Source organism: Brevundimonas sp. 2YAF1 (assembly GCF_052114745.1).
GTDB lineage: Bacteria > Pseudomonadota > Alphaproteobacteria > Caulobacterales > Caulobacteraceae > Brevundimonas.
Genome location: NZ_JBFRFI010000001.1, coordinates 138,087 through 164,151, shown reverse-complemented (window position 1 = coordinate 164,151; position 26,065 = coordinate 138,087). Strand labels below are relative to the sequence as shown.

General features: G+C 66.6%; 26 protein-coding genes. 6 read left to right on the top strand and 20 right to left on the bottom strand.

Going from position 1 to position 26,065, the window contains the following annotated elements; all coding sequences use genetic code 11:
- Positions 1 to 257: 257 nt before the first annotated feature.
- Genes AB4Y68_RS00750 through AB4Y68_RS00725 form a run of 6 tightly spaced genes read right to left on the bottom strand, consistent with a single transcriptional unit; the run spans position 258 to position 5,188 of the window.
- Positions 258 to 830, bottom strand: a complete 573-nt coding sequence (locus tag AB4Y68_RS00750) for a prephenate dehydratase domain-containing protein (protein ID WP_441453176.1) — start codon at positions 828 to 830, stop codon at positions 258 to 260.
- Positions 827 to 2,197 carry a class II 3-deoxy-7-phosphoheptulonate synthase gene (locus AB4Y68_RS00745; protein WP_441453174.1) on the bottom strand — a complete coding sequence of 457 codons (1,371 nt, stop codon included), beginning with the start codon at positions 2,195 to 2,197 and terminating at the stop codon, positions 827 to 829. Before AB4Y68_RS00745 ends, AB4Y68_RS00750 begins: the two co-directional genes overlap by 4 nt.
- A 59-nt stretch (positions 2,198 to 2,256) precedes the next feature.
- On the bottom strand, positions 2,257 to 3,309 hold the full coding sequence (locus AB4Y68_RS00740; protein WP_441453172.1) for an enoyl-CoA hydratase/isomerase family protein: 1,053 nt from the start codon (positions 3,307 to 3,309) through the stop codon (positions 2,257 to 2,259).
- Positions 3,310 to 3,322: 13 nt separating this feature from the next.
- Positions 3,323 to 3,736, bottom strand: a complete 414-nt coding sequence (locus AB4Y68_RS00735; RefSeq protein WP_441453170.1) for a type II toxin-antitoxin system VapC family toxin — start codon at positions 3,734 to 3,736, stop codon at positions 3,323 to 3,325.
- The gene (locus AB4Y68_RS00730; RefSeq protein ID WP_441453168.1) at positions 3,717 to 3,995 is read right to left on the bottom strand and encodes a type II toxin-antitoxin system Phd/YefM family antitoxin; all 279 of its coding nucleotides are present in this window, start codon (positions 3,993 to 3,995) and stop codon (positions 3,717 to 3,719) included. The genes AB4Y68_RS00735 and AB4Y68_RS00730 overlap by 20 nt, the downstream gene beginning before the upstream one ends.
- A 53-nt stretch (positions 3,996 to 4,048) precedes the next feature.
- Positions 4,049 to 5,188, bottom strand: a complete 1,140-nt coding sequence (locus AB4Y68_RS00725; protein WP_441453166.1) for an isobutyryl-CoA dehydrogenase — start codon at positions 5,186 to 5,188, stop codon at positions 4,049 to 4,051.
- A gap of 380 nt (positions 5,189 to 5,568) precedes the next feature.
- Here AB4Y68_RS00725 and hemB point away from each other — a divergent pair, with 380 nt between their 5' ends.
- Positions 5,569 to 6,570, top strand: coding sequence for a porphobilinogen synthase (gene hemB / locus AB4Y68_RS00720; RefSeq protein WP_441453165.1), 1,002 nt, complete (start codon positions 5,569 to 5,571; stop codon positions 6,568 to 6,570).
- A 157-nt stretch (positions 6,571 to 6,727) separates the two neighbouring features.
- On the opposite strand, the gene AB4Y68_RS00715 is transcribed toward hemB, so the two are convergent.
- The gene (locus tag AB4Y68_RS00715; protein ID WP_441453163.1) at positions 6,728 to 7,228 is read right to left on the bottom strand and encodes a flavin reductase family protein; all 501 of its coding nucleotides are present in this window, start codon (positions 7,226 to 7,228) and stop codon (positions 6,728 to 6,730) included.
- Between the two features lie 126 nt (positions 7,229 to 7,354).
- Between AB4Y68_RS00715 and AB4Y68_RS00710 the strand changes: the two genes are divergently transcribed.
- A complete protein-coding gene (locus AB4Y68_RS00710) occupies positions 7,355 to 8,254 on the top strand; it encodes a flagellar motor protein MotB (protein ID WP_441453162.1) in 900 nt (299 codons plus the stop codon).
- Positions 8,255 to 8,365: 111 nt separating this feature from the next.
- Positions 8,366 to 9,097, top strand: a complete 732-nt coding sequence (locus AB4Y68_RS00705) for an arginyltransferase (protein WP_441453161.1) — start codon at positions 8,366 to 8,368, stop codon at positions 9,095 to 9,097.
- Positions 9,098 to 9,246: 149 nt separating this feature from the next.
- On the opposite strand, the gene AB4Y68_RS00700 is transcribed toward AB4Y68_RS00705, so the two are convergent.
- The 3 genes from AB4Y68_RS00700 to parC form a co-directional block, all read right to left on the bottom strand.
- On the bottom strand, positions 9,247 to 10,275 hold the full coding sequence (locus tag AB4Y68_RS00700) for a M48 family metallopeptidase (protein WP_441453159.1): 1,029 nt from the start codon (positions 10,273 to 10,275) through the stop codon (positions 9,247 to 9,249).
- A 6-nt stretch (positions 10,276 to 10,281) separates the two neighbouring features.
- Positions 10,282 to 10,851 (bottom strand): LemA family protein, encoded by a 570-nt coding sequence (locus tag AB4Y68_RS00695; RefSeq protein ID WP_441453157.1) that lies wholly within the window; start codon positions 10,849 to 10,851, stop codon positions 10,282 to 10,284.
- A gap of 77 nt (positions 10,852 to 10,928) precedes the next feature.
- On the bottom strand, positions 10,929 to 13,130 hold the full coding sequence (gene parC, locus AB4Y68_RS00690; protein WP_441453155.1) for a DNA topoisomerase IV subunit A: 2,202 nt from the start codon (positions 13,128 to 13,130) through the stop codon (positions 10,929 to 10,931).
- Positions 13,131 to 13,278: 148 nt separating this feature from the next.
- Here parC and AB4Y68_RS00685 point away from each other — a divergent pair, with 148 nt between their 5' ends.
- Positions 13,279 to 15,009 (top strand): cytochrome c biogenesis protein DipZ, encoded by a 1,731-nt coding sequence (locus tag AB4Y68_RS00685; RefSeq protein ID WP_441453154.1) that lies wholly within the window; start codon positions 13,279 to 13,281, stop codon positions 15,007 to 15,009.
- Positions 15,010 to 15,015: 6 nt separating this feature from the next.
- Here AB4Y68_RS00685 and recO read toward each other — a convergent pair whose 3' ends face one another.
- Both recO and AB4Y68_RS00675 read right to left on the bottom strand, forming a co-directional pair.
- A complete protein-coding gene (gene recO, locus AB4Y68_RS00680) occupies positions 15,016 to 15,747 on the bottom strand; it encodes a DNA repair protein RecO (protein ID WP_441453152.1) in 732 nt (243 codons plus the stop codon).
- The gene (locus AB4Y68_RS00675) at positions 15,747 to 16,226 is read right to left on the bottom strand and encodes a nuclear transport factor 2 family protein (protein ID WP_441453150.1); all 480 of its coding nucleotides are present in this window, start codon (positions 16,224 to 16,226) and stop codon (positions 15,747 to 15,749) included. The genes recO and AB4Y68_RS00675 overlap by 1 nt, the downstream gene beginning before the upstream one ends.
- Positions 16,227 to 17,356: 1,130 nt before the next feature.
- Here AB4Y68_RS00675 and AB4Y68_RS00670 point away from each other — a divergent pair.
- Together AB4Y68_RS00670 and AB4Y68_RS00665 are read left to right on the top strand one after the other, a co-directional pair.
- The gene (locus tag AB4Y68_RS00670; protein WP_441453149.1) at positions 17,357 to 17,797 is read left to right on the top strand and encodes a VOC family protein; all 441 of its coding nucleotides are present in this window, start codon (positions 17,357 to 17,359) and stop codon (positions 17,795 to 17,797) included.
- Between the two features lie 113 nt (positions 17,798 to 17,910).
- Entirely contained in the window at positions 17,911 to 19,419 is a 1,509-nt protein-coding gene (locus AB4Y68_RS00665; protein ID WP_441453147.1) for an acetyl-CoA hydrolase/transferase family protein, read from the top strand.
- Between the two features lie 147 nt (positions 19,420 to 19,566).
- Here AB4Y68_RS00665 and AB4Y68_RS00660 read toward each other — a convergent pair whose 3' ends face one another.
- The 8 genes from AB4Y68_RS00660 to AB4Y68_RS00625 form a co-directional block, all read right to left on the bottom strand.
- A complete protein-coding gene (locus AB4Y68_RS00660) occupies positions 19,567 to 20,757 on the bottom strand; it encodes a serine hydrolase domain-containing protein (RefSeq protein WP_441453145.1) in 1,191 nt (396 codons plus the stop codon).
- A gap of 69 nt (positions 20,758 to 20,826) precedes the next feature.
- Positions 20,827 to 21,780, bottom strand: coding sequence for a GTPase Era (gene era / locus AB4Y68_RS00655; RefSeq protein WP_441453144.1), 954 nt, complete (start codon positions 21,778 to 21,780; stop codon positions 20,827 to 20,829).
- Positions 21,777 to 22,490: a ribonuclease III gene (gene rnc / locus AB4Y68_RS00650; RefSeq protein ID WP_441453142.1), complete on the bottom strand. Its 714-nt coding sequence runs from the start codon at positions 22,488 to 22,490 to the stop codon at positions 21,777 to 21,779. Before rnc ends, era begins: the two co-directional genes overlap by 4 nt.
- The gene (gene lepB, locus AB4Y68_RS00645; protein WP_441453140.1) at positions 22,490 to 23,416 is read right to left on the bottom strand and encodes a signal peptidase I; all 927 of its coding nucleotides are present in this window, start codon (positions 23,414 to 23,416) and stop codon (positions 22,490 to 22,492) included. The genes rnc and lepB overlap by 1 nt, the downstream gene beginning before the upstream one ends.
- Positions 23,417 to 23,474: 58 nt before the next feature.
- Entirely contained in the window at positions 23,475 to 23,876 is a 402-nt protein-coding gene (gene acpS, locus AB4Y68_RS00640; RefSeq protein WP_441453138.1) for a holo-ACP synthase, read from the bottom strand.
- Positions 23,873 to 24,631: a pyridoxine 5'-phosphate synthase gene (locus AB4Y68_RS00635; protein WP_441453136.1), complete on the bottom strand. Its 759-nt coding sequence runs from the start codon at positions 24,629 to 24,631 to the stop codon at positions 23,873 to 23,875. The genes acpS and AB4Y68_RS00635 overlap by 4 nt, the downstream gene beginning before the upstream one ends.
- Before the next feature lie 10 nt (positions 24,632 to 24,641).
- A complete protein-coding gene (gene pyrE, locus AB4Y68_RS00630; RefSeq protein ID WP_441453134.1) occupies positions 24,642 to 25,226 on the bottom strand; it encodes an orotate phosphoribosyltransferase in 585 nt (194 codons plus the stop codon).
- A gap of 43 nt (positions 25,227 to 25,269) precedes the next feature.
- On the bottom strand, positions 25,270 to 26,049 hold the full coding sequence (locus tag AB4Y68_RS00625; RefSeq protein WP_441453133.1) for a TIGR00730 family Rossman fold protein: 780 nt from the start codon (positions 26,047 to 26,049) through the stop codon (positions 25,270 to 25,272).
- Positions 26,050 to 26,065: the final 16 nt, after the last annotated feature.

Sequence of the window (26,065 nt, the reverse complement as noted above, 5' to 3'; positions counted from 1 at the left end):
TCGATGGGGGATGCGTGTGATCGCGTCGCCGCCCTGGGTCAGAGCGGTCGCCGGTGAGACAGTCAGAGCTTGAAAAAACTCGACGCCTCAGCCGGCGTATCGAAAGCCGTAATAGCCGTAGCCAAAATAGAAGCCGGCCACCGCGCGCGTGGTGGTTTCAAGGGTCATTTGTGCGCGCAGCGAGGACATGGGTCCGGTCCGATTTCAGGATCAGGGTCGATCCGATCCCCTCTTAAGCGCGCAAAGTCCGTGCGCGGTCAAGCCCCGGGAGCACTGAGCAGGACAAATCGCGTCCGATTGTCGCTGAAATCCTGCAGATCATTGCGCAGAACCGTCAGTCCGTAAACCTCGGCGGCACGTGCAGGGGCCACGGCGGCGCGGGTCAGGTCGCCGGCTTCGGCCACGGCGGCGGCGGCCCCGCCGGTGTCGAACACCTCGACCGGCGCGATCTTCAACTCATCCAGAGCCTTGGAACATTGCTGCAAGGCGACGGGATGGCTCTCGGCCGTCCTGATGTCCGACAGCCGCGCCTCGGGCAGCCCCATCAAAGCCAGGCGGATCGGCCGCCAAGCTTCGCTGACCACGACCAGACCGGCCTCGCGCACCAGGCTGGCGGCGGGCTCGACCGTGCCGATCGTCGAATTCTCGACCGGGATCAGCGCGAACTGGCAGTCCCCGGACAGCAGGGCCTGGATGGCCCCGTTAAAGGTCTCGAACCCGACCGCCTCGTCCCACGGGCGCAGGTCGAGGCAGGCTTCATGGCTGAAAGCGCCGGGCGCGCCCTGATAGGCGACGCGCCCCGGCCCTTCGTTTTCGGCCGACGAGGTCACGCCGCCTCGGCGCGCGCCTGACGGCCGACCTTGAGGCGTTCCGCCACCAGGAAGGCCAGTTCCAGCGCCTGATCCGCGTTCAGACGCGGATCGCAGTGGGTGTGATAGCGGCTCGACAGCTCGTCCTCGGTCACCGCCTGGGCGCCGCCCAGACATTCGGTGACGTTCTGACCGGTCATCTCCAGGTGGACGCCGCCGGGATGGACGCCTTCGGCCTCCGCCACGTCGATGAAGGTGCGGACCTCGCCCATGACCCGGTCGAAGGGCCGGGTCTTGTAGCCGTTGGCGGCCTTGAGCGTATTGCCGTGCATCGGGTCGATCGACCAGATGACGCGCCTGCCCTCGGCCTTCACCGCCCGCATCAGGCCCGGCAGGCGATCCCCGACCTTGTCGTGACCGAAGCGGCCGATCAGGGTCAGGCGGCCTGGGATATTGTCCGGGTTCAGGGCGTCGATCAGCGGCAGGATGTCCTCCGCCGTCATGGTCGGCCCGCACTTGACGCCGATCGGGTTCGAGATGCCGCGCATGAACTCGATGTGCGCGCCGTCCAGCTGACGGGTGCGCTCGCCGATCCACAGCATATGGGCCGAGGTGTCGAACCATTCGCCCGACGAGCCTTCCAGGCGCGTCAGGGCGCTCTCGACGTTCAACAGCAGGGCTTCGTGGCTGGTGAAGACCTCGACGCGCGACAGATCGGGATGGGTCTCGGGCGTAACGCCGACCGCTTCCATGAAGGCCAGGGCCTCGGTGATCTTCTCGGCCAGCTCGCGGTAGGCCGCGCCCGCGCCGTTGTCGGCAAAGCCCAGGGTCCAGCGGTGGATATTGTACAGGTCGGCATAGCCGCCGCCGGCAAAGGCGCGCAGCAGGTTCAGCGTCGAGGCCGACTGGTTATAGGCCTTCATCAGGCGCTGCGGATCAGGCACGCGCTCTTCGGGCGTGAAGCCCATGCCGTTGATGATGTCGCCGCGGTAGGACGGCAGCTCGACGCCGCCGATCTCTTCCACCGCCGACGAGCGCGGCTTGGCGAACTGACCGGCGATGCGGCCGACCTTCACCACCGGCTTGCGGCCGGCGAAGGTCAGCACCACCGCCATCTGCAGGATCAGGCGGAAGGTGTCGCGGATGTTGTCGGTCGAGAACTCCTTGAAGCTCTCGGCGCAGTCGCCGCCCTGGAGGAGGAAGGCGTTGCCCGCCTCCACCTGCGCCAGATGCTGGGTCAGTTTGCGGGCCTCGCCCGCAAAGACCAGGGGCGGCATGGCCCGCAGCTCGTCTTCGACACGCGCCAGTTCGGCCATGTCAGGATAGTCCGTCGGCATATGCACGACGGGCTTGTTTCTCCAGGATTCAGGGGTCCAGCGCTTACTCATGCCGCCTAGATAGCCCTACGGGCCGTTCGGAACAACAAATGTTGCGCCGCAACGACGATTCAGAGCGGCGACCAGGCCTCGTCGGCGGGCAGAGGCGCGAACAGTTCGTCCAGGGCATCAATGCTGACGCCCGACAGGTCCTTGGGCGACCACCGCGGGGCGTTGTCCTTGTCGACGATGACGGCGCGGACGCCTTCCTGGAAATCGTGGGTGCGCACCACCCGGCCGCCCAGCGCATATTCCATCGCCATGTTCTCGGCGAAGGAGGCCAACGTCGCCCCGGTGCGGATCTGGCGCAGCGAAACCTTCAGCGACTGCGGCGACTTGGTCTTCAGCGTCTTTAGCTGCGCCAGCGCCCAGTCCGAGCCGTCAGCCTCCAGCGCGGCGAAGATGTCCTCGACCGTGTCAAAGCCGAACAGCCGGTCGATGGCCTCGCGGTGGGCGTCCAGCGGCGCCTCTTCCGGCTCGGTCGGACAGGCGTAGCGATCCGCCTCCTCGCGCGGATCAGCCGGGTTCGACAGCAGCGCGGCCTTGAAGGCCGCCAGGTCGATGCTCGGCACGAAATGGGTGTGGATGCCCAGCGCCACCGTATCCGCCGCCTTCAGCCGCGCCCCCGTCAGCGCCAACCAGACGCCCGTCTGCCCCGGCAGACGCGACAGGAACCAACCCCCGCCCACGTCAGGGAACAGACCGATCCCCGTCTCCGGCATGGCGTAGGTCGTGCGCTCGGTGGCGATGCGGATGTCGGCCGGCTCGCTGATCCCCACGCCGCCGCCCATGACGATGCCGTCGACGATGGCCGTCACCGGTTTGGGATAATCGAACAGCAGATGGTTCAACTGATACTCGGTCTTGAAGAAGGCCTTGGCCTCCGACGCATCCCCCGCCCCGCTCTCGGCGATCATGCGGATGTCGCCCCCGGCGCAAAAGCCGCGCTCGCCCGCATGGTCGATCAGCACCGAACCCACGGCTTCATCGCCGCGCCAGGCCAGCAGCGCCTCGATCATCGCCTCGCACATGGCCCGGTTCAGCGCATGGATCGCCTTGGGCCGGTTCAGGGTGATACGGCCCACGCCGTTCTCGATGCGGGTCAGGACTTCGGGTTCGGTCATCGAGGGGCGGCCTTTAATCACGCAGGTCGAAGATTTCCACGCCAAGCACGACGGCGGCTTGGAGCAGATCGGCATCGCGGCTGGCCAAGGCGGCGTCCTGGTCGATGCACAGTTGAAGATAGGCGTTGTCAAAAAGGTTCAGCCGTCGCGACAGGGCCGAGTCCACCGACGCGAGAACGGCGTCGGCAGCGGGGGGAACCGCGACCTCCACCTCAAGCACCTGAAGGTCGCCCAGCATATCGGCGGCGGACGCCCCGCTCTTCCGGGCGCGATTGAGAATCTGGTTTCCCAACTCCCAGGCGAAAATGCTCGGAGCAATGAAACGTCGCGGCTCCTCGGCCATGAGGAAAGCGTCCGCGGCGCGCGTCGCCTGACCGGGAAATATCCAACTGGCGGCGGCCGAGGCGTCAACCGTGACGGTCTTCATCACGCCCTATCCGCTTGAGCGCCGGCCAGTCCAGGTCATCGAAACCCTCGACGACAGGACGGGCGTCGCGCCGCCTCAACAGTTCCCGAATGGCCGCCGCCCGTTGCCCGGGCGCACGCCCCGAAGGCGTCTGCACCGGCACGATACGCACCGCCGCCCTGCCGTGTCGCGTCACAGTCACAACCTCCCCGGTGCGCTCCACCTCGGCGATCAGCCGGGTGAACGACGTCTTGGCTTCCAGAACTCCGATTTCGCGCATGACGATTTCCTGACTACAATGGTCAGAATATCCGAATTCAGCGGAGTCCGCCACTACCCCCGCGCCAACTCCCGCGCGATGATCACCCGCATGATCTCATTCGTCCCTTCCAGGATGCGGTGCACCCGCAGGTCGCGCACGATCCGCTCCAGCGGATAGTCCTTCAGATAGCCATAGCCGCCGTGGATCTGCAGCGCCTCGTCAGCAATCTGGAAACAGGCGTCGGTGGCCAGCCGCTTGGCCATGGCGCACCACTTGGTCTTCTCCGGATGGTCGTTGTCGATGGCCCAGGCCCCGCGCAGCACCATCAGGCGCGCCGCCTCCAGGTCCGTCGCCATGTCGGCCAGCCGGAATTGCAGGGCCTGGAACTGGCCGATGGCCTGTCCGAACTGCTTGCGCGTGGCGACGTAGTCCTGCGCCGTCTCCAGCGCCAGCCGCGCCCCGCCCAGCGAACAGGCGGCGATGTTCAGGCGTCCGCCGTCCAGACCGGCCATGGCGTATTTGAAGCCCGCGCCCTCTTCGCCCAGCAGGTTGGCCACCGGAATACGGCAGTCGTCGAACTGGACAATGGCCGTCGGCTGGGCGTTCCAGCCCATCTTCTTTTCCTGCGCGCCGAACGAAAGGCCGGGCGTCCCCGCCTCGACCACCACGGCGCTGATCCCCTTGGCGCCCTCTCCGCCCGTGCGGACCATGACGACATAGACGTCGGATGTCCCCGCGCCCGAGATGAAGGCCTTGGACCCGTTCAGGACGAAATGATCGCCGTCGCGCACCGCCGTGGTCCGCAGCGCCGCCGCGTCCGACCCCGAGCCCGGTTCGGTCAAGCAATAGCTGGCGATCTTGTCCATCGTCACCAGCGACGGCACGAAGCGCGACCGCAGATCGGCCGAGCCGAACTTGTCGATCATCCACGTCGCCATGTTGTGGATCGAGATGAAGGCCGCCGTCGCCACGTCCCCGCGCGACAGCTCCTCAAAGATCAGCGCCGCCTCGACCCGCCCCAGCGCCATCCCGCCGTGCTCTTCACCCGTATAGATGCCGCAGAAGCCCATCTCGGCCGCCGACTTCATCACGTCGACCGGGAAATGCTTGTCCTCATCCCAGCGCGCCGAATGCGGCGCCAGCTCGGCGTCGGCGAAGGCCCGCGCTGCGTCCTGAATCGCGCGCTGGTCGTCGTTGAGGGCGAAGTCCATGATCTATACTCCCGACTCTGGCCTGCCCTCTGACGGGGCGTTCTTGCTGCTTCTATCCAAGCGCCCGCGAAACGTCACCCTGTCGAAAACGTCACTCTGTGTCCGCGCATGACGCATGCGCGTGCTAGCGCTCCCCTATCCGTCATCCCCGGGCCTGTCCCGGGGATCCAGACACTCCACCTCGAGAGAAGGTTGCGCCGCGATCGCACATCAACCGTCGTGGTTCTGGATTCTCGGCACAAGGCCGAGAATGACGAGTCTTTGCCGGCGCCGATTTCAGACTATTCAGACGAATTGGACTCTGTTTTTTCGCGGCCGAGGTCCGATATGCGACCCCCAAGGCCGTTTCCCTGCTCCGCCTACCGGACTATGAGCCCTGCATGACCCTGCCCTTTGCTCCTGCCGCCTTCCCCTACGCCCGTCCGCGCCGCCTGCGCTCGCAGCCCTGGGTGCGCCGTCTCGTCGCCGAGACAACCCTGACGCCGGCCGACCTGATCTGGCCGATCATCGTCCATGACGGGTCCGAGGACCGGCAGGCCGTCGCCTCCATGCCGGGCGTCTTCCGCCTGTCACCCAAGGAAGCCGCCAAGGCCGCCGTCGAGGCCCGCGATCTGGGCATCCCCATGATCGCCCTGTTCCCGAACGTGGACGGCGCCATCAAGGACAGCATCGGCACCGCCGCCAGCGACCCCGACGGCCTGATCCCCGACTGCATCAAGGCCATCAAGGACGCCGCGCCCGAGATCGGCGTCATGACCGACGTCGCTCTGGACTGCTACACCGACCACGGCCACGACGGCGTCGTGGAGAACGGCTGTATCCTCAACGACGCCAGCATCGAACGTCTGGTGGAACAGGCCTTCATCCACGCCCACGCGGGCGCCGACGCCGTCGCCCCGTCCGACATGATGGACGGCCGGGTCCAGGCCATCCGCGAAGCCTTGGAAGCCAACGGCCTGCCGGACACGCTGATCATCAGCTACGCCGCCAAATACGCCTCGAGCTTCTACGGCCCCTATCGCGACGCCGTGGGCTCGTCCAAGTCGCTGACCGGCGACAAGAAGACCTATCAGATGGACTACGCCAACGCCGACGAGGCGCTGCGCGAGGTGGCGATGGACATTTCCGAAGGCGCCGACGCCCTGATCGTCAAGCCGGGCCTGCCCTATCTCGACATTGTCCGGCTGGTTTCCGACACCTTCAAGATTCCGACCTTCGCCTATCAGGTGTCCGGCGAATACGCGATGATGCAAGCCTCCATCGCCAACGGCTGGCTGGAGGAAGACCGCGCCATCCTGGAAACCCTCCACGCCTTCAAGCGCGCCGGCGCCTCCGGCGTGCTCAGCTACTTTGCGCCGAAAGCCGCGCGGCTGCTGGGCTAGATCTTCCTTCTCCCCTTGAGGGAGAAGGTGGGCCCGAAGGGCTCGGATGAGGGGTGTCAGCGCGACGCAAAACATGAGGGCGTGTGCGAATTTCCTGGCACCCCTCATCCGTCAGGCTTCGCCTGCCACCTTCTCCCTCATATGGAGAAGGCTCAGGTCACGCCGTCGGATCGACCGCCTGCCCATACTTCCCCCGGAAATAGGTCAGGGCGTCGCCGGGATGGGTGTCAAACGCCTCGACCCGCCCGACAATGACCAGGTGGTCGCCCATGACGATGCGGTCGTGGGTCAGGCAGTCCAGCCGCGTCACGGCGTTGCGCAGGCGCGGCGGGGCGGGATCGCCGACCTCGAACTCGTCGTCCGACAGGGTGCAGACGCCCCAGGCGAAGCGGTCCGACATGGCCTGATCCTCGACTGGCAGCATGTGAACGGCGAAGCGCTCGGCCCCGGCGAAGGCGTCATGGCGGTCCGACTTGATGTCCATGCACCACAGCACCAGCGGCGGGTCCAGCGACACCGAGGTGAAGCTGTTGACCGTAATGCCCAGCGGCCCCTCGGCCGTATGGGCCGTCACCACGCAGACGCCGGTGGCGAAACCGCCCAGCGCCTTGCGATAGGCCTTGGCGTCGAATTCGGAAGGAGATGAGGACCCGGACACAGGCCTGACCTAAGCCGTGGGCCGCCGCCGGGCAAGACCGAGTCCCGGAAACGACCGCGCCGCAACCGCTTCTTAACGGCCACGTGGGATTCACGACTAACGAACGACGTTAAGATTGGCCTGCCCATGTCCGCGAGCGATCGCCCGATCCTCATCAAGAAGGTGAAGAAGGTGGTCGCCGGCGGCCACCACGGCGGCGCGTGGAAGGTCGCCTATGCAGACTTCGTGACCGCCATGATGGCCTTCTTCCTGCTGATGTGGCTGATCAACACGACCGACCCCGAGCAGAAGCGCGGCATCGCCGAGTACTTCGCCCCGGCCAACGTCTCGGCCTCGACCTCCGGTTCCGGCGGCATCCTCGGCGGCACCGCCCTGGGCGACGACGGAGCCAAGGGCTCAGGCTCCATGTCCGTCATCGAACAACTGGCTCCCGAAGCGCCCGATTCGCCGGAGCAAGCCGGCCAGAGTTCAAACCTGGCCGCCGCCAGCGAGGCCGCCCTGCGCGCCGAAATCGCCAAGCGCGAGGCCGCCGACTTCGCCAGCGCCGCCGAGAGCTTGCGTCAGGCCATGCAGGCCATGCCCGAACTGGCCGAACTGTCGAAACAGCTGATCATCGACCAGACGCCGGAAGGTCTGCGCATCCAACTGGTCGATCAGGAAGGCCGCTCGATGTTCGAGAACGGTTCCGCCCGCCCCAACCCGCGCGCCCAACTGCTGCTGCGCGCCATCGCCAAGGTCATCAATCAGCTTCCCAACCGCATCTCGATCACCGGCCACACCAGCGCCGTCGCCGGCTCCAGCCGCGCCAGCGGCGCGGGCGACTGGACCCTGTCGTCCGAGCGCGCCAACGCCTCGCGCCTGACGCTCCAGGGCGCAGGCGTTAACGCCGACCGGGTCTATTCGGTCGCGGGCAAGGCGGGGTCGGACCCTCTCTATCCCGACGATCCTTCGCTGGCCGGCAACCGTCGTATCGCCATCGTCCTGCTGCGCGAAGCGCCGGTCCTGCCCACGGACACCAGCCTGTGACGACGGGCGCCGCTCTCACGGTACTTGCGAAATCGACGGCTTGCGCGCCAAATCGGAACATGGTGAACCCCGCGCGATACAGCCGACGAGTATGGAAGCGGACCTGAGGCCGTGACGCAGCATTTTCCGACCCGGCAGCTTCGGTTCTTCATGACCTCGAACGCGCCCTGCCCCTACCTGCCGGGCCAGTTCGAGCGGAAGGTCTTCGCCAACCTGCCCTTCTCGGACGGCGCCGACGTCAACGACGCTCTGACCCAGGCCGGGTTCCGCCGCAGCCAGAACATCGCCTATCGCCCCGCCTGCGAGGCCTGCGCCGCCTGCGTATCCGTGCGCATCCCGGTCGGCGAGTTCGTCTTCTCACGCTCGCAGCGCAAGATCCTGAACCGCAACGCCGACCTGTCGCGTGATCTGGTCGAGGCCGAGGCGACGATGGAGCAGTTCGACCTGCTGCGACGCTACCTCAGCGCCCGCCACCCCGGCGGCGGCATGAGCGACATGGGCTGGTCCGACTATGTCTCCATGGTCGAGGACACGGCGGTCCGCACCCACCTGATCGAATACCGCCTGCCCGCGACCGAAGACGGCCCGGGCGATCTGGTCGGAGTCTGCCTGACCGACCTGCTGCATGACGGCCTGTCGATGGTCTACAGCTTCTTCGACCCGGAACTGGAGCGCCGCAGCCTGGGCCAGTTCGCCATCATGGATCACCTGCGGCAGGCGACGCTGGTCGGCCTGCCCTATGTCTATCTAGGCTACTGGGTCCAGGGCTCGCCCAAGATGGACTACAAGGCCAAGTTCAGGCCGATGGAAGCGCTGCGGCCCTTGGGGTGGGAACGCCTCTAGCTTCCTTCTCCCCTTGCGGGAGAAGGTGGCAGGCGAAGCCTGACGGATGAGGGGTTGCGCGCCGTTCAACGCGCAGCCGTCATCCGATGTTGAGAGACCCCTCATCCGGCCCTGACGGGCCACCTTCTCCCGCAAGGGGAGAAGGGTTCTCACGTTGTCGGAACCGCCGTGCCGCCGCGCGCGGTCATCGGTCCCCACGGCCCCTCGTCCCGTCCGCCCGCGAACTTCACCAGCGCGGCGATCCGCTTCTCGATCGGCGGGTGGGTGGCGAACAGGCCGGCGAAGTCCGACTTGTCGGCGGTGTTGTCCAGGAACATGCTGCGCAGCTCATCGGGGGCCTCGACCTTCGAATGCCCCGACACCTTCCGCAGCGCCGAGATCATGGCGTCGGGGTTCTTGGTCAACTCGACTGCCCCGGCATCGGCCACATACTCGCGCGTCCGCGACAGGGTCATGCGGATGATCGCCGCCAGGCCGAAGCCGATCACCCCGATGGCCAGTCCGATCAGGATCAGGGGCATGGCGTTCTTGTTGTCCCGACCGCGTCCGCCGCGCATGTAGAACAGGCTGCGGAACACCAGTTCGGCGATCACGCTGATGATCCCCGCGAAGATCGAGGCGATCACCATGGTCCGCACGTCCTTGTTGATGACGTGGGTCAGTTCGTGGGCCAGGACGCATTCCATCTCGTCCCGGCTCAGGGTCTGCATCAGGCCGCGCGTCACGGTGACGCTATAGTTCCCCTCATGCAGGCCCGAGGCATAGGCGTTCAGCGACGGACTCTCGATGATCCGCAGCGTCGGCGTCCGCAGGCCGCGCGAGATGGCGAGGTTTTCCAGCAGATTGTAGAGCTCAGGCTCGACCCGACGCTCGACCTTCCTCGCGCCGGTCATGGCGTCGATCATCACCTGATTGCCGAAATAGGCGATGACGAACCAGATGGCGGCGACGACCAGCGCCGTCGGCACGGTCCAACCCAGCATGGAGGCGGCCAAAGCCAGATCCTGCGACAGGGTCCCGCCCGAGTTGGGCAACAGGCCGAAGCCCATCATCAGCACCTGAATGCCGAACAGGATGCCCACCAGCAAAACCGGGAACCCGGCCAGCAGGATCGCCGACCGGGTATTGTTCTTCCAGATATGGGTCTTGAGGCCGACGGCCTGACCGAAGACAGTCATGAACGCTTAGAACTTCACCGTCGGCGGAGCCGCCGTCATGGATGCGCGGTCGCCCTCGCCCACGTCGAAGAAGGGCTTGTCGGAGGCAAAGCCGAACATCCCGGCGATCAGCACCGTCGGGAACTGGCGGCGCACGGCGTTGAACTCGCTGACCGCATTGTTGAAGAAGCGACGGGCGGCGGCCAGCTTGTTCTCGATGTCCGACAGGTCCATCTGCAACTGCTGGAAGTTGGCGTTGGCCTTCAGGTCCGGATAGGCCTCGGACACGGCGAACAGGCGGCCCAGGGCGCCGGTCAGCATGTTTTCAGCCTGCACCTTGTCGTTGACCGTGGTGGCCCCCGCGGCGGCGGCGCGGGCCTGGGTCACGGCGTCCAGCGTGCCGCGCTCATGCGTGGCGTAGCCCTTCACCGTCTCGACCAGATTGGGGATCAGGTCCTGACGCTGCTTCAGCTGCACGTCGATGTCGGCGAACGACTGGTTCGCGGACTGATCCAGCGCCACCAGCTTGTTGTAGGCGCCGACGACGACGAACAGCAGAACGACGACGATGACGGCGATGATGATCAGAGCGATCATTGGGCCTCCTCCAGAGTTTCGGGCGAAATATGGGGGGCCGCAGCCCCCCTGCCTAATGACAATCCTGACAGGTCAGGTCAGCGGAACTTGCGCATCCCGCGCGGACCCTGGCGACCGGCGCCGGCGCGTTTGCCCAGCCAGTCCTTCCAGTCGGGCCAGTTGCGGCGGCGGCCGCCGCCGTCGGCCCATTCCGGCCCCGCCTCGGCGTTGAACACCGTCACGTCGGCCAAACCGCCCTGCTTGTAGCTCTGCAGCTTCACGCCCTTGCCACGGCCCATTTCGGGCAGTTCAGCGATGGGGAAGATCAGCGCCTTGATGTTCTCGCCGATCGTCGCGACGTGGTCGCCGGTGACGCGCAGCATGGCCAGCATGTCGCCGTTCAGTACCTGCTTGCCGCCGCGCTTCTGGGCCAAAAGCTCGTTCTCGGGCGCGACAAAGCCGTAACCGGCCTTGGACGCCACCAGAAGCTTCGCATTCGGTTCGTGCGACAGCACATTGATAATCTCGGCCTTTTCGTCGAGATCGATCATCAGACGCAGCGGCTCGCCGTGGCCGCGACCGGAGGCCAGCTTGTCGGCGCCGACGGTGAAAATGCGCCCGTCTGAGGCCCCGATCAGCAGCTTGTCGGTCGTGAAGGTCGGCACCAGGAAGGCCAGGCTGTCGCCTTCCTTGAACTTCAGCTCCGACGGGTCCTCCACCTTGCCCTTGGCGGCGCGGATCCAGCCGCGTTCCGACAGAATGACGGTGATGGCTTCGCGCGGGATGAAGGCCTCCGGCGCCACAAAGGCCGAGGCGTCCACCGCCTCGCCGATGGTCGTGCGCCGCGGCGAGATCAACGCCTTACGGACGACCTCCAACTCCTTGGAAATGGCCTTCCACTGCTTGCCTTCCGAGGAGGTCAACGCCTTCAGCGCCGCAAGTTCCTCGGACAGGGTATTGAATTCCTTCTCGATCGCCATTTCCTCGATCCGCGCCAACTGACGCAGACGGGTGTCGAGGATGTAGTCGGCTTGAGGCTCGGTCAGGCCGAAGCGCGCGATCAGGACAGCCTTGGGCTGCTCCTCCTCGCGGACGATGCGGATCACCTCGTCCAGGTTGAGGAAGACGATACGCAGGCCTTCCAGCAGGTGCAGCCGCTTCTCGACCCGCTCGATCCGCCACTGGCTGCGGCGGTTCAGCACCACGCGACGGTGATCCAGGAAGGCCCGCAGACATTCCTTGAGCCCCATGACGCGCGGCGTGCCGCCGGCGTCCAGCACGTTCATGTTGATGGGGAAGCGAACCTCCAGATCGGACAGCTTGAACAGGCTCTCCATCAGCATCTCAGGCTCGATGGTGCGGTTCTTGGGCTCGAGGATCAGGCGGATGTCTTCCGCCGACTCGTCGCGGACGTCGCCCAGAAGCGGCGCCTTCTTGTTCTCGATCAAATCGGCCAGGGCCTCGATCAGGCGGCTCTTCTGCACCTGATAGGGCATCTCGGTGACGATGATGCGCCAGACGCCGCGCCCCAGGTCCTCGGTCTCCCAGCGCGCACGCAGGCGCACCCCGCCGCGGCCAGTCTCATAGGCGTCCAGGATGGAGGCGTGCCCCTCGACCGAGACCCCGCCGGTCGGGAAGTCCGGTCCCGGCACGATCTGGACCAGTTCCGAGGTCGTCGCCTCGGGCCGTTCCAGCAGCAACTGGCAGGCGTCGATCAGTTCACCGACATTGTGGGGCGGGATCGAGGTCGCCATGCCCACGGCGATGCCCGACGAGCCATTGGCCAGCAGGTTGGGGAAGCCGGCCGGCAGGACTACCGGCTCTTCGTCCTGATCGTCATAGGTGGCGCGGAAATCGACCGAGTCCTGATCGATGCCGTCCAGCAGCAGGACGGCGGCGGGCGTCAGCTTGCACTCGGTGTAGCGCATGGCCGCGGCGCTATCGCCGTCGATGTTGCCGAAATTGCCCTGCCCGTCCACCAGCGGATAACGCTGGGCGAAATCCTGGGCCAGGCGGACCAGGGCTTCATAGATGGAGGCGTCGCCGTGCGGGTGATAACCGCCCATGACCTCGCCGACGACCTTGGCGCATTTGCGCGCCGCCGCCTGCGGGTTCAGCCGCATCTGGTGCATGGCGTACATGATGCGGCGGTGCACCGGCTTGAACCCGTCGCGCACGTCGGGCAGCGCCCGGTTGGTGATCGTGGACAGGGCGTAGGCGAGATAGCGCTTGGACAGCGCCTCGCTCATCGGCTCTTCAACGATGCGGCCGCCTTCGGGCGTCGGAGTGTGGATGGTCATGTGTTTTCGAATCGGAGATCGGACGCCGGAAGTCTAGCCCACTGACGGAATCAGAAGGGGGTAAAGTCGGGGAAACCTGAGACCCTGCATCCAGATGGCCTGTTGAGGCGTATCTTTACCCGAGGCGACAACGCCCGAGGACGACGCCATGCTCCTGATCCTCCTGTCCTATCTGGCCGGGGCGCTGACCATTCTCAGCCCCTGCATCCTGCCGGTCCTGCCTTTCGTCTTCGCGCGAGCGGGGCAGCCCTTCATGAAAAGCGGCCTGCCCCTGCTGCTGGGCATGGCGCTGACCTTTGCGGGGGTGGCGACGCTGGCGGCGGTCGGCGGCGGCTGGGCGGTGCAGGCCAATCAGGTCGGGCGCTGGATCGCCCTGGCGGTCATGGCGGTGCTGGGGCTGACGCTGGTGTTTCCGTCGCTGGCGGATCGGCTGACCCGGCCTCTGGTGGCGCTCGGCTCGCGCCTGACCGAAAGGGCCAGCGCGGAACAGCAATCCGGCGGCGGCGTCTGGCCCTCCTTCCTGCTGGGCGTGGCGACCGGCCTGCTGTGGGCGCCCTGCGCCGGGCCGATCCTGGGGCTGATCCTGACGGGCGCGGCGCTTCAGGGAGCCAGCGTCGGCACGACCCTGCTGCTGGTCGCCTACGCCGCCGGGGCCGCGACCTCGCTGGCCCTGGCCCTGCTGATCGGCGGCAAGGTGTTCCAGACCATGAAGAAGTCGCTGGGCGTCGGCGAATGGGTGCGAAAGGGTCTGGGCGTTCTGGTCCTGATGGGCGTCGCCGCCATCGCCCTGGGTCTCGACACCGGCCTGCTCACGCGGCTGTCCAGCGGCGGCACCAACCGGATCGAACAGAGCCTGCTCAGCCGCTTCGGCGCCGCCCAGCCGATGAACGCCCCTACCGCGCCACTGAATGCCCTGCCTATCGAAGGGGCCATGCCGCCCCTGACCGGCGCGACCGAATGGATCAACAGCCCGCCCCTGACGACCGAACAGCTGCGCGGCAAGGTCGTGGTGGTCGATTTCTGGACCTACTCCTGCATCAACTGCGTGCGCAGCATTCCCTATGTCCGCGCCTGGGCCGAGAAGTATCGCGATCAGGGCCTGGTGGTGATCGGGGTCCACACGCCCGAGTTCGCCTTCGAGAAATCGCCCGCCAATGTCCGCGACGCCGTGCGCCGCTTCGGCATCGCCTATCCCGTGGCCATGGACAACGACTTCGCCATCTGGCGCGCGTTCAAGAACAACTACTGGCCGGCCCACTACTTCATCGATGCCAGGGGGAACATCCGCTACCATCACTTTGGCGAGGGCGACTATGAGCAGTCCGAGCGGGTCATCCAGCAACTGCTGAAGGAGGCCGGGGCCGCCAACGTCGATCAGGCCGTGGTTCAGGTACAGGGCCAGGGCGCCGAGGCCGCCGCCGACATGGCCGAGGTCGCCTCGCCTGAAACCTATGTCGGCTATGCCCGGGCCCAGCATTTCGTCTCGTCCGGCGGGTTCGGCTTCGATGTGCGCAAGACCTATGAGGCCGCGCCGCTGCAACTGAACGACTGGAGCCTGTCGGGCGACTGGATCGTGCGCGCCGAACACGCCGATCTGCAGACGGCGGGCGGACGGCTGGCCTTCCGCTTCAAGGCCCGCGACCTGCATCTGGTCATGGGGCCCAGCAGCATGGGCAAGGCCGTGCGCTTCCGCGTTCGCATCGACGGCCAGGCGCCGGGCGCCGACGCGGGCGTGGATATCGACGCCCAAGGTATGGGCCGGATCGACAGTCAGCGCCTGTATCAACTGGTGCGCCAGTCGGGACCCGTGCGCTCGCGGACGTTCGACATCGAGTTCCTCGACCCCGGCGCTCAGGTCTTCGCCTTCACCTTCGGCTGAATGATCCTAGAGCCGTCCGGCCTCGGCCAGCCGTTCGATCATCCACACCCGCGCGGGCGGCAGCGGCTTGTTCAAGGCGTGGAAGACGAACTGTTCCAGGAAATGCCCAGTCAGCTCCAACCCCGCCTTCACGTCGCCTTCGCCCAACCCCGCCTGCGCCCCCAGCATGAAGGGCGGCAGGTTTAGCAGCTTGTCGGCATAGGGCGCGCCCGCCTCGCGGCTGACGGCGCGGCCGGTGCGCGGGCTGACGTAGATCAGGTCCTCCATCGAACCCGTGGCGGCGCAGCGCGACAGGTCCAGCCCGAAGCCCAGGTCTTCCAGCAGCCCCGCCTCGAACCGCACGAAGATAGCGGGCCAGACCTCGGGCAGCGCGAACGCCCCCATCATCGCCTCGAAGGCCAGAAACGCCCCCGGATGCGGCTCGCGCTCGGGCAGAGCGCCTTGCGCCACGGCGGCCGCGGCGTTCAGCCCGACCAGGGCCAGGGGATCGTCGAACAGGGCCGCGGGCCCCTCGCCCACCGGCTCCAGTCTTGCAGACCCCAGTTGGTCCGACGTCCGCGCTCGCAAGTCCGCCACGACCCGCGCCCCCGCCTGCAGGAAGGGCCGCATCTTGCGCGACGCCCCGCCGGCGACGTAGGCCGCACGACGACCGTGCCGCTCGGTCAGCAGTTCGACCACCGCCCCGGTGTCGCCATGCGCCCGAGCCGACAGGACGAAGGCGTCGTCCTGAACCTCCATCAGTCGGCCTTGATCACATCGACGACCGCGCGCGCCTTGTCGTTCGGCACGGCGAAGCTGAGGACGTATTGCTCGATCTTCCAGCCGCCCTCGGTCAGGCGCAGCACGCCCGAGCCGCGCGTGGTCCCATAGGCGTCATTGTCCAGCACCTCGTCGAACCAGGCGACGCAGCGGCAGTCGATCGGGGCGATGGTCACGGTCCGCGTCACCGGGCGATAGGTCCAGCCCCGCCCTTGCGAGAAGTAGGGCATGGCGTAGGCGCGGAACTCCGGCAGGCTCCAGCGCTCAGCCGCGTCGGTGCCGATGAAACGGCCGTCCGGCGTGAAGGTCGCGAAATAGGCCTCGCCGTCGGCCCGCGACGCGGCGGCGTGCATGGCGTCCAGCACGCGGTTCACGGGGGAGACTTCGGCCTCTAGCGCAGGCGCGGCCTGAACCGGGGCGGCGGACACTTGGAGCATCATCAGGGCGGCGGTGATCATGCCGATGTTCTAGTCCTGTTCTCGTACAGGTGAAAGCGCCGGCTTCTACATCCTGAAAACCCTTCTCCCCTTGCGGGAGAAGGTGGCGGCCGAAGGCCGACGGATGAGGGGTTCCCCACCATTTTCCCGTTCATCCCGGCGGACGCCGGGATCCAGTGCGAGCCCCACGCGCCCCGCTTATCACCCCAGGACTGGACCCCGGCGTCCGCCGGGGTGAGCGGTATTAAGGTGCAGCCATCACAATCCCCCCGCCCAATCCCTGACCCCGCAAGCGATCGCGTCAACGCCAGCCCCCATCACCTCGCCTCACCCCCAACCTGCGCCATGCTTTCCCTGTCCCGTCGCAAGGGGGGGCTCGCTCGGCCGGCGAACCGAAGCGGCGGCGGGAGCGGAGAGAACGGGGGTCTTGTCGGACCGTCAGCCTCTCGGCGCGCGCGCCGGGCAAGGGAGCACCCAGCGGAAGGCGGCGATGGATCAGGCGGGTGGTTCAGGATGCCTTGCGGGCGAGGGAACGAGGCGGGCGCCTCTACTGTCGTTCCGTGGCCTCAAGTAGCGCGCAAGCGCGATAGGCCACAGCATCAAGACAAGACGCCGCTGGGGCCTAGCGACGGGGCGTTCGACCCGTCCGCCATAGAGGCTCCGGTCAGGGTCGAGGGGGTTACTCGGACCGTTCCAGGACCGCGTCGTCGCGCGGCCTGCCCGTCATGGGCGCCGGGGGTAGCCGCAAACAGCGGCGCCTGCCCCGAGCTCATGTTCAACTCTTCGCGCGGGGCGCAGCGTCTTCGTCGAAACGGTAAAACTACAACCTCTCCGGGCGAAGGCCCGGCGCCCCGCCCAGCCCTCCGCCGCCCGCGATTTCGCGAGGCGGGCGTCCGCGCTCAAGCAGCCCGAAGGGCGATAGCGCACCCAAGATGTTTCCTTCTCCCCTTGCGGGAGAAGGTGGCCCGTCAGGGTCGGATGAGGGGTCTCGCGACATTGAAAGAAAGGAAGTCCAGACCTTCTGTTCAGCAACCCCTCATCCGACCTCGCTCTGCTCGGCCACCTTCTCCCGCAAGGGGAGAAGGACAACTTCGGCGCCCTTCACCGCTCTCGCGCGTTCAGACCTCCAACCCGCCAACAGGAGAGGTCCCATGAAGATCGTCACTAGTCTCAGCTTCCAGGGCCAGTGCCGCGAGGCGCTGGAGTTCTACGCCCGCGTTCTGGGCGGCAAGGTCACCGCCGCCTTTCCCTTCGGCGACGGACCGCCCGACATGCCGGTCGATCCCAAATACAAGGACTGGCTGATGCACGGCTGGCTGGAGGTCGAAGATCAGGCGATCATGGGCGCCGACATGCCGCCCGAGTTCGCGCCGAACATCGGCAAGCCCAAGAACGGCTTCGACGTCGCCTATCACACCGACGACGCCGCCAAGGCCAAGACGGTGTTCGACGCCCTGTCCGAAGGCGGCAAGGTGGGCATGGCCTTCGCCCCGACCTTCTGGTCCCCCGGCTTCGGCACTCTGACAGACAAGTTCGGCATCCCGTGGATGATCAACACCAACCCGGCGGCGGACTGGAAACCCGGCGGCTGACGCCTTTGTGATCACGGATCGTTACGACCAAAGCCGTATTGGAATCAGGGTGATGCGGCGCCTATGTCCGTCTCTCTCCCCGAGCCCTCAGGGCCGCCGTCGTCAGGTTTCCGATGTCCCGCGTCCGCAACGCCGCCCTGCAGTCGAAGATCATGTCCGCCCAGGACGCCGCCGCTCTGATTCCGGCCAACTCGACCGTGGGCATGAGCGGCTTCACCGGCTCGGGCTATCCCAAGGTCGTGCCGATGGCGCTGGCCGCCCGGATCGAAGCCGAGCACGCGGCGGGCCATCCGTTCCGGCTGAAGGTCTGGACCGGCGCCTCGACGGGGCCGGAACTGGACGGCGCGTTGGCGAAAGCCGACGGTATCGAGTTCCGCCTGCCCTACAACTCCGACCCCATCGCCCGCGAGAAGATCAACAGGGGCGAGATGGAATATCTCGACATGCACCTGTCGCAGGTGGCGCCCGTCGCCTGGCAGGGCTTCCTTGGCCCGCTGGAAACGGCGGTGGTCGAGGTCTCGGGCATCCGCGAGGACGGCGCGCTGATCCCCTCGTCCTCCATCGGCAACAACAAGACCTGGCTAGACCGCGCCGACCGCATCATCCTGGAGGTCAACAACTGGCAGAACCCGGCGCTGGAGGGGATGCACGACATCTATTACGGCACGGCGCTGCCGCCGAACCGGGTGCCGATCCCGCTGACCCGGCCGACCGACCGGATCGGCGAGACGGTCTTCCGCGTCGATCCGGCCAAGATCGCCGCCATCGTCGAGACCGATGCGCCCGACCGCAACCTGCCCTTCGCCGCGCCGGACGCCAGCGCCACGGCCATCGCGGGCCACTTGATCGAGTTCCTGCAGCACGAAGTGAAGCTGGGCCGCCTGCCCGCCCATCTGCTGCCGCTGCAATCGGGTGTCGGCAACGTCGCCAACGCCGTTTTGGCCGGTCTGGCCGACAGCCCGTTCGAGAACCTGACCGCCTATACCGAGGTGCTTCAGGACGGGATGCTGGACCTGCTGGACTCGGGCAAGCTGACCGTCGCCTCGGCCACCGCCTTCTCGCTCAGCCCCGAGGCCGCCGCCGACCTGAACAGCCGGATGGAGCAGTTCCGCGGCAAGATCATCCTGCGCCCGCAGGAGATCTCGAACCACCCGGAGATCATCCGCCGCCTGGGCTGCATCGCCATGAACGGCCTGATCGAGGCCGACATCTACGGCAACGTCAACTCGACCCATATCATGGGCTCGCGCATCCAGAACGGCATCGGCGGGTCGGGCGACTTTGCCCGCAACGCCTACATTTCCTGCTTCGTCACCCCCTCGACGGCCAAGGGCGGCAAGATCTCGGCCATCGTGCCCATGGCCAGCCACGTCGACCACATCACCCAGGACGTGCAGGTCATCGTCACGGAACAGGGGCTGGCCGACCTGCGCGGCCTGTCGCCCAAGCAGCGCGCTCAGGTCATCATCGCCAACTGCGCCCACCCGGATTATCGCGACGCGCTGAAGGACTATTACGCCCGCGCGCTGAAGGGGGCCTACGGCCTGCAGACGCCGCACCTGCTCAGCGAGGCGCTGTCGTGGCACCAGCGCTTCATCGAAACGGGGTCGATGAAGGGGTAAAGCGTGCTCTTTTCCTCCCCACTCTGTGGGGAGGGGACCGCGTAGCGGTGGAGGGGCCCGGTCGCGCCTGGCACGTGGCGGCCCCTCCGTCACGCCAGCTTCGCCGCCGCGCCACCTCCCCATTTCATGGGGAGGAAATCATGACCTCTAGCGGTGCAGACCTGTCGGGAACGGCCGGCCGAGGGCCTCAGCCATGGCCTGCTGGCTCAGCATGAAGACCAGGTCGCGCTGGTGGTAGTTGTTGGACAGGACCACCACGGTCACGTCGGCCTCGGGCTGGTACAGGACCAGGTTGCGGAACCCGGCCCAGCTGCCCGTGTGATAGATCTGCTTGTCGTCGAACGACGGCGAAACCTGCCGGCCCAGGCTGTTGACGTAGATGCCATAGCCATAGGCGCGGTGCGCGCGGCCTCGCTCCTTGGGCGTGTCCTCCGGCGCATGATCCGCCACCATGTCGGCATAGGACTTCTGGCTCAGGACGTGGCCCTTATGCAGGGCCCGGTTCCACACCAGCATGTCGTCCAGCGTCGAATAGAGGGCGCCGGCGCCGAAGACGACGCTGACGTTGGCGATTGGCTGGGCCGCTAGTCCGCCGGGGAAGTTGGCGTAGCCCATGGCCAGGCCCTTCGCGTCGGCGTGGGCGTCCGAGCCCGTGTCCTTCATCCCCAGTGGCTTGAGGACGGCGTCGTTCAGATAGGTCTCGAACGGCTTGCCGCTGGCCTTGGCCACCACGACCGCCAGCAGGTTGAAGGCGGCGTTGTCGTAGCGAATCTTGGTCCCCGGCTGGAACTGCAGACCATAGCGGGCCGAGGCCTGGGTCAGTTCGTCCGGCGTGTGCGGGGTGACGCGGACACGCCCCCACTCGGCCTGGGCCATCAGGTCGGGAATGCCCGAGGTGTGCGACATCAGATGGTGCAGCTTGATCGGCTTCCACGCATCCGGGCACGGCTCGATCCATTTGCAGATCGGATCGTCGACCGACAGCTTGCCCTCGTCCTGCAGCTTCAGGATGGCGGCGGCGGTGAACTGTTTCGACACCGAGGCCAGGCGGAAGCGGGTGTCCAGCTTCAACGGCTGGTCGTTCTCATAGTTCGCCTTGCCATAGACCTGGCGGAACAGGACCTGATCGCCCTTGGCCACCAGGATGGCCCCCATGAACTGCTTGCGCTCGGCCAGATAATCCAGCCGCGTCTTCAGTTGCGGCAGGGCCTCGACCACCTCGACCGGCGGCCGTTCCGGCAGCCGAGCCTTGGTCGCAACCGCCGCCTGAGTTTCCGGGGCGACGGCGTGCACGATCCAGGCGCCGGCGCCGGCGCAAACCAGGGCGACGGCGACCAAGGATCCGAGGAACCAGGGCCGCCCGCCTGCGGACGTGGGAACTTCAAACACGGTACTTAACTACGTTTTTTAGACGTCGAAATCCAACCCGAACTGAGCGTACAGGGCGCGGCTGTCCTGCCATTTGGGGTCGACCTTGACGGTCAGGAACAGGTGGACGGGGCGGTCGAGCAGTTCGATCAATTCTTCGCGCGACTTCTGGCCGATCCATTTCAGGGTCTGGCCGCCCTTGCCCAGAACGATGGGACGCTGGCTCTCACGCTCGACATAGATGGTCTGTTCGATGCGGGCCGAACCATCGGCCCTTTCCTCGAACGAGGTCGTCTCGACCGCCGCCGAATAGGGCAGTTCCTCGTGGACGCGCAGATAGACCTTCTCGCGAGTGATCTCGGCGGCCAGGACGCGCACCGGCACGTCGGCCGACTGGTCTTCGGGATAGAGCCAGTGACCGGCGGGCATGGAACGCGCCAGGCGCTGCTTCAGGTCTTCCACGCCGTCGCCGCTGAGGGCCGAGATCATATAGACCTCGCTATAGACGCCAGTTTCGAACAGCCGCTGCGACAGGGCCAGAAGGGTGTCGCGGCGCATCCCGTCGATCTTATTCAGCGCCAGGATGACCTTGGTCCCTGTCGACTGCAGATTGGCGATGATGGTTTCGGTGTCCTCGGCCGAGCGACGGTCAGCGGCCGTGCCTTCCTTGCCTTCGGAGTCGATATGCGACTGGGCGTCGATCAAGTGGACCACCACGTCGGCGTCCTGGGCCCCGCCCCAGGCCGAGGCGACCATGGCCCGGTCCAAACGGCGCCGCGGCGTGAAGATGCCGGGCGTGTCCACCAGAACGATCTGGGCGTCGCCCTCCATGGCGATGCCACGCACGGGGAAGCGCGTGGTCTGGACCTTTTGCGTGACGATCGAGACCTTGGATCCCGTCAGCCGGTTCACCAGCGTCGACTTGCCGGCGTTGGGCGCGCCAATGATGGCGGCGAAGCCCGCGTGCTGGTTGGGGTTCGGAATCTCGGTCAAATTTGGCCTTCTCGTTTCAACAGCGCCATGGCGGCGGCTTTTTCCGCCTCCTGACGCGAACGTCCTGTTTGTTTCTCGGGGTCGAAGCCGACCACCGCCGCTTCGACCACGAAGGTCGGAGCATGATCTGATCCGGTGCGCTCCACCACCCGATAGGTCGGTAGAGGACGCCCCTGCGCCTGAGCCCACTCCTGCAGAGCGGACTTAGGATTGGTCACGGCCGCAGCCGGCGGAGATGCGAACTCCTCGGCCCAGGCGATGTCGAACATGGCCTTAGCCGCCGTCAGGCCGCCGTCGCGATAGACGGCCGCCAGAATAGCCTCGACAGCATCGGCGATGACTCCGGCCTTTCTGCGGCCGCCCGTCTTGGTCTCGCCCGGCGACAGGCGCAGGGCCGCGCCGACATCCAGCCGCTCGCCCACACGAGCGCAAGCGCTCTTGTCCACTAGGGCGTGCAACCGCGCCGACAACTGGCCTTCGTCCGCCGAGGGGAAGTCCCGCGTCAGCCGATCGGCGACCAGCAGACCGAGAACCCGGTCGCCCAGGAACTCCAGCCGCTCGTTGTCGGCGGGGCGCCGGCCGTCGGCCTGTCCCGCGCCCTCGCCCACACTGGCGTGGGTCAGGGCGCGCTCCAGCAGCGACGGATCGGCGAAATCATGGCCCAGCCGGCGCCTGAGCGCGGCGACTGCCTCGGCCCGAACATTCGCCATCAATCGAGGATCTTGAAGAACCGGCTGGGACGCAGGTTGGCGACCCAGCTGACCGGATTGAACAGCGAAGCACCCGGCGACCAGGAGAACATGATGATCTCGGCCTTGCCCACCAGGTTCTCGGCCGGGACCATGCCCACGCCGGCCGACATGTCGACGCGGCTGTCGATCGAGTTGTCGCGGTTGTCGCCCATCATGAAGAAGTGACCGGCCGGCACCTCATAGACCGGGGTGTCGTCCAGATCGCCGCCGGGACCGAAGTCCTGGGTCATGAAGCTCTTGCCGTTCGGCAGGGTCTCGCGCAGCTGGGTCACCGGACGCGGGCCGAACATATCGGCCATCTCGGCGCGGCTGACTACGACGTCCTTCACCGGAGCGCCGTTGATGTAGAGCTGATTGGCGATCATCTGCACCTTGTCGCCCGGCAGGCCGATCACGCGCTTGATGTAGTCCGTCTTGTTGTCGCGGGGCAGCTTGAACACCACGATGTCGCCGCGCGTCGGGTCCTTGCCCAGGACGCGGCCGTCGAACAGCGGCGGGCTCCACGGGATCGAGTGTTTCGAATAGCCGTAGGACCACTTCGAGACAACGATGTAGTCGCCCTCATAGAGATTGGGCTCCATCGAGGCCGAGGGAATGGTGAAGGGCTGGAACAGCAGCACCCGCAGCACGAAGGCGATCAGCAGTGCGAAGACGACGGTCTTGATGATCTCAACCGTCTCGTTGCTCGCGGACTTCTCTTTTTTCACACGTTTGGCTTTCTTGGGACGCGGCGTGGCGTAAATCGGCTTGTCGCTGTCGAGGGCTTCGGGATCGTCGCCCATGTCGAAGGGAGCGTCGCCGTCGTCGCTCCAGATCGGTCGCTGCTCGGCAGGGTCTATGGCAGGATTGCCGGCGCCGCCGTTCGCCTTGGGGTCGTCGCTCATGGTCTGCTCGAATCCCCCGCCGAACGCGGGGTTGGAATAGTCGAGGCGTAATCGCTGATTACGCCTCGGGCAAGGCTTCGATCACCACGAAAGCGAGAGCATACGGGTGTTCGTCGCTGAGGGTCAGATGGATGCGTGGCTCATGCCCCGGCGGGACCAGTCGCGCCAGGTGTTCGGCGGCATGGCCGGTCAGGGCCAGGGTCGGCTGACCGGACTTCAGGTTCACCACCCCCATGTCGCGCCAATAGACGTCGGATCGCATGCCGGTACCCAGGGCCTTGGCGCAGGCCTCCTTGGCCGCGAACCGCTTGGCATAGCTCCAGGCCGGGTCCGGCTTGCGGTCCGAACGGGTGCGTTCCAATTCGGTGAAGCAGCGCTGCTTGAAGCGTTCGCCGAACCGATCCAGCGACTTCTGGATGCGGCGAATGTCCGACAGGTCGGCGCCGACGCCGATGATCACCGACCAACTCCGTTGACGGCTTCGTCCATCGCCGCCCGCATCCGGCGGATGGCGGCGTCCAGACCGACAAACACCGCCTCTCCGATCAGGAAGTGGCCGATGTTGAGTTCCTTGATCTCGGGGATGGCCAGAACGACGCTGGCGGTGGCGTAGTCCAGGCCATGTCCGGCGTGGATCTCCAGCCCCAGGATGTCGGCCTGGGCGGCGGCGGCGGCAAGGCGGTCCAGCTCGAACGCACGTTCCGCCGGATCGGTCAGGTGGCAATAGCGGCCGGTGTGGAACTCGACCACCTGTGCGCCCACGGCGGCAGCGGCCTCGACCTGGACTTCAGACGGCTCGATGAAGAGGGATACGCGGATTCCGGCGTCCGTCAGCGCCTTCACCACGGGGGCGATGCGCGCCTCATGACCGGCCACGGCCAGACCGCCCTCGGTCGTGACCTCCTCGCGCCGCTCAGGCACCAGGCAGGCGGCGTGCGGACGGTGACGCAGGGCGATGGCCAGCATCTCGTCGGTGACGGCCATCTCGAAGTTCAGTGGCTTGTTCGCGCGACGGCACAGGGCCGTCAGCACGTCGATGTCGGCGTCGGTGATGTGGCGGCGATCCTCGCGCAGGTGGGCGGTGATGCCGTCCGCCCCTGCCGCCAGCGCCGCCTCAGCCGCGCGGGCCGGATCGGGATGAGCGCCGCCGCGCGCGTTGCGAACCGTGGCGACGTGGTCGATGTTGACGCCCAGACGAACCCGCTCGCGCTTCATCCCGCCTCTCCTACTTGGCCAGCCGGCGGCTGCCCGGATCCTCGACCGGCAGTGCGGCCAGTTCGGGCGGCAGGGCGTCGGCCGGATAGGCCGGCACGTCCAGGGTCGCCAACGCGATCAGCGGCACGCCCACGTCGGCGCGTCCGCCCGAGCGGTCGACGATGCAGGCGGCGGCGACGACTTCGCCCCCCGCCTTCTGGATGGCGGCGATGCACTCGCGCGACGACAGGCCCGTCGTGACGATGTCCTCGACCATGACGACCTTCTCGCCCGGCTCTACGGTGAAGCCGCGGCGCAGCTTGAACTCGCCGCCTTCGCGCTCGACGTAGAGCGAGCGCACGTTCAAGTGCCGCGCCGTCTCATAGCCGGGGATGATGCCGCCGACGGCGGGCGAGATGGCCACGTCCACCGGGCCGACCGTGGCGACGATCTTCTCGGCCAGGGCCTTGCACAGACGCTCGCAGCGGCGACCGTCCATGAAGACCAGGTTCTTTTGCAGGAAGACCGGGCTGTGCAGGCCCGACGACAGGACGAAATGGCCTTCGCGCAGGGCGCCGGCGTCGCGGAATTCGTTGAGGACGTCTTCAGTGTTCATGCCCGCGTCCTTAAACCTTGGGGGTCCCCCCCTCAAGCCGCCGCTACTTCAGATCCTGCCCCGGCTTCAACCCGCCCTTCAGCAGGCAGGACCAGACCGTCTCGGCGTCGTCGGCGAACGAGAACAGGGCCATGTCCGCCGCCTTGACCATGCCGTGCTCGATCAGGACGTCGAAATTGATCACCGAGCGCCAAAAAGCCTCGTCGAACAAGACGATGGGAATGGGCGGCGACTTGTTTGTCTGGCGCAGGGTCAGGATTTCAAACAGTTCGTCCAGCGTGCCGAATCCGCCGGGGAAGACCACCAGGGCGTTGGCCCGCATCGCCAGATGCATCTTGCGCATAGCGAAATAGTGGAACTGAAAGGTCAGTTCCGGCGTGGTCCAGGGATTGGGCTCCTGCTCATGCGGCAGGGTGATGTTGAAGCCGATGGACGGCGCCCCGGCCTCATGCGCGCCCTGATTGGCCGCCTGCATGATGCCTGGGCCGCCTCCGGTGGCGATGACGTTGTCGCGCACCTCGCCCGGCGCGCCGTGCAGGGCGCCGCCCCGTTCCGAGGCGATATGGCCGAACCGACGGGCCTGCTCGTACCAGTGGCTGTGCCGACCGTCGCCGTTCCTGCCCACGCGGGCGCTGCCGAACACCACGATGGTCGAGCGTACGCCCCAGGCCAGCAAGGCCTCTTCGGCCTTTTCATACTCCATCAGGAAACGCACGCCGCGCATCCCGTCACTGAGCAGAAAATCCCGGTCCAGCGCGGCCAGACGATAGGAGGGCGACGCTTTTTGCGACGCGTTTGACGGATCTTGCTGTTCAGAACTCATGTCGTCCCCCCTCGCC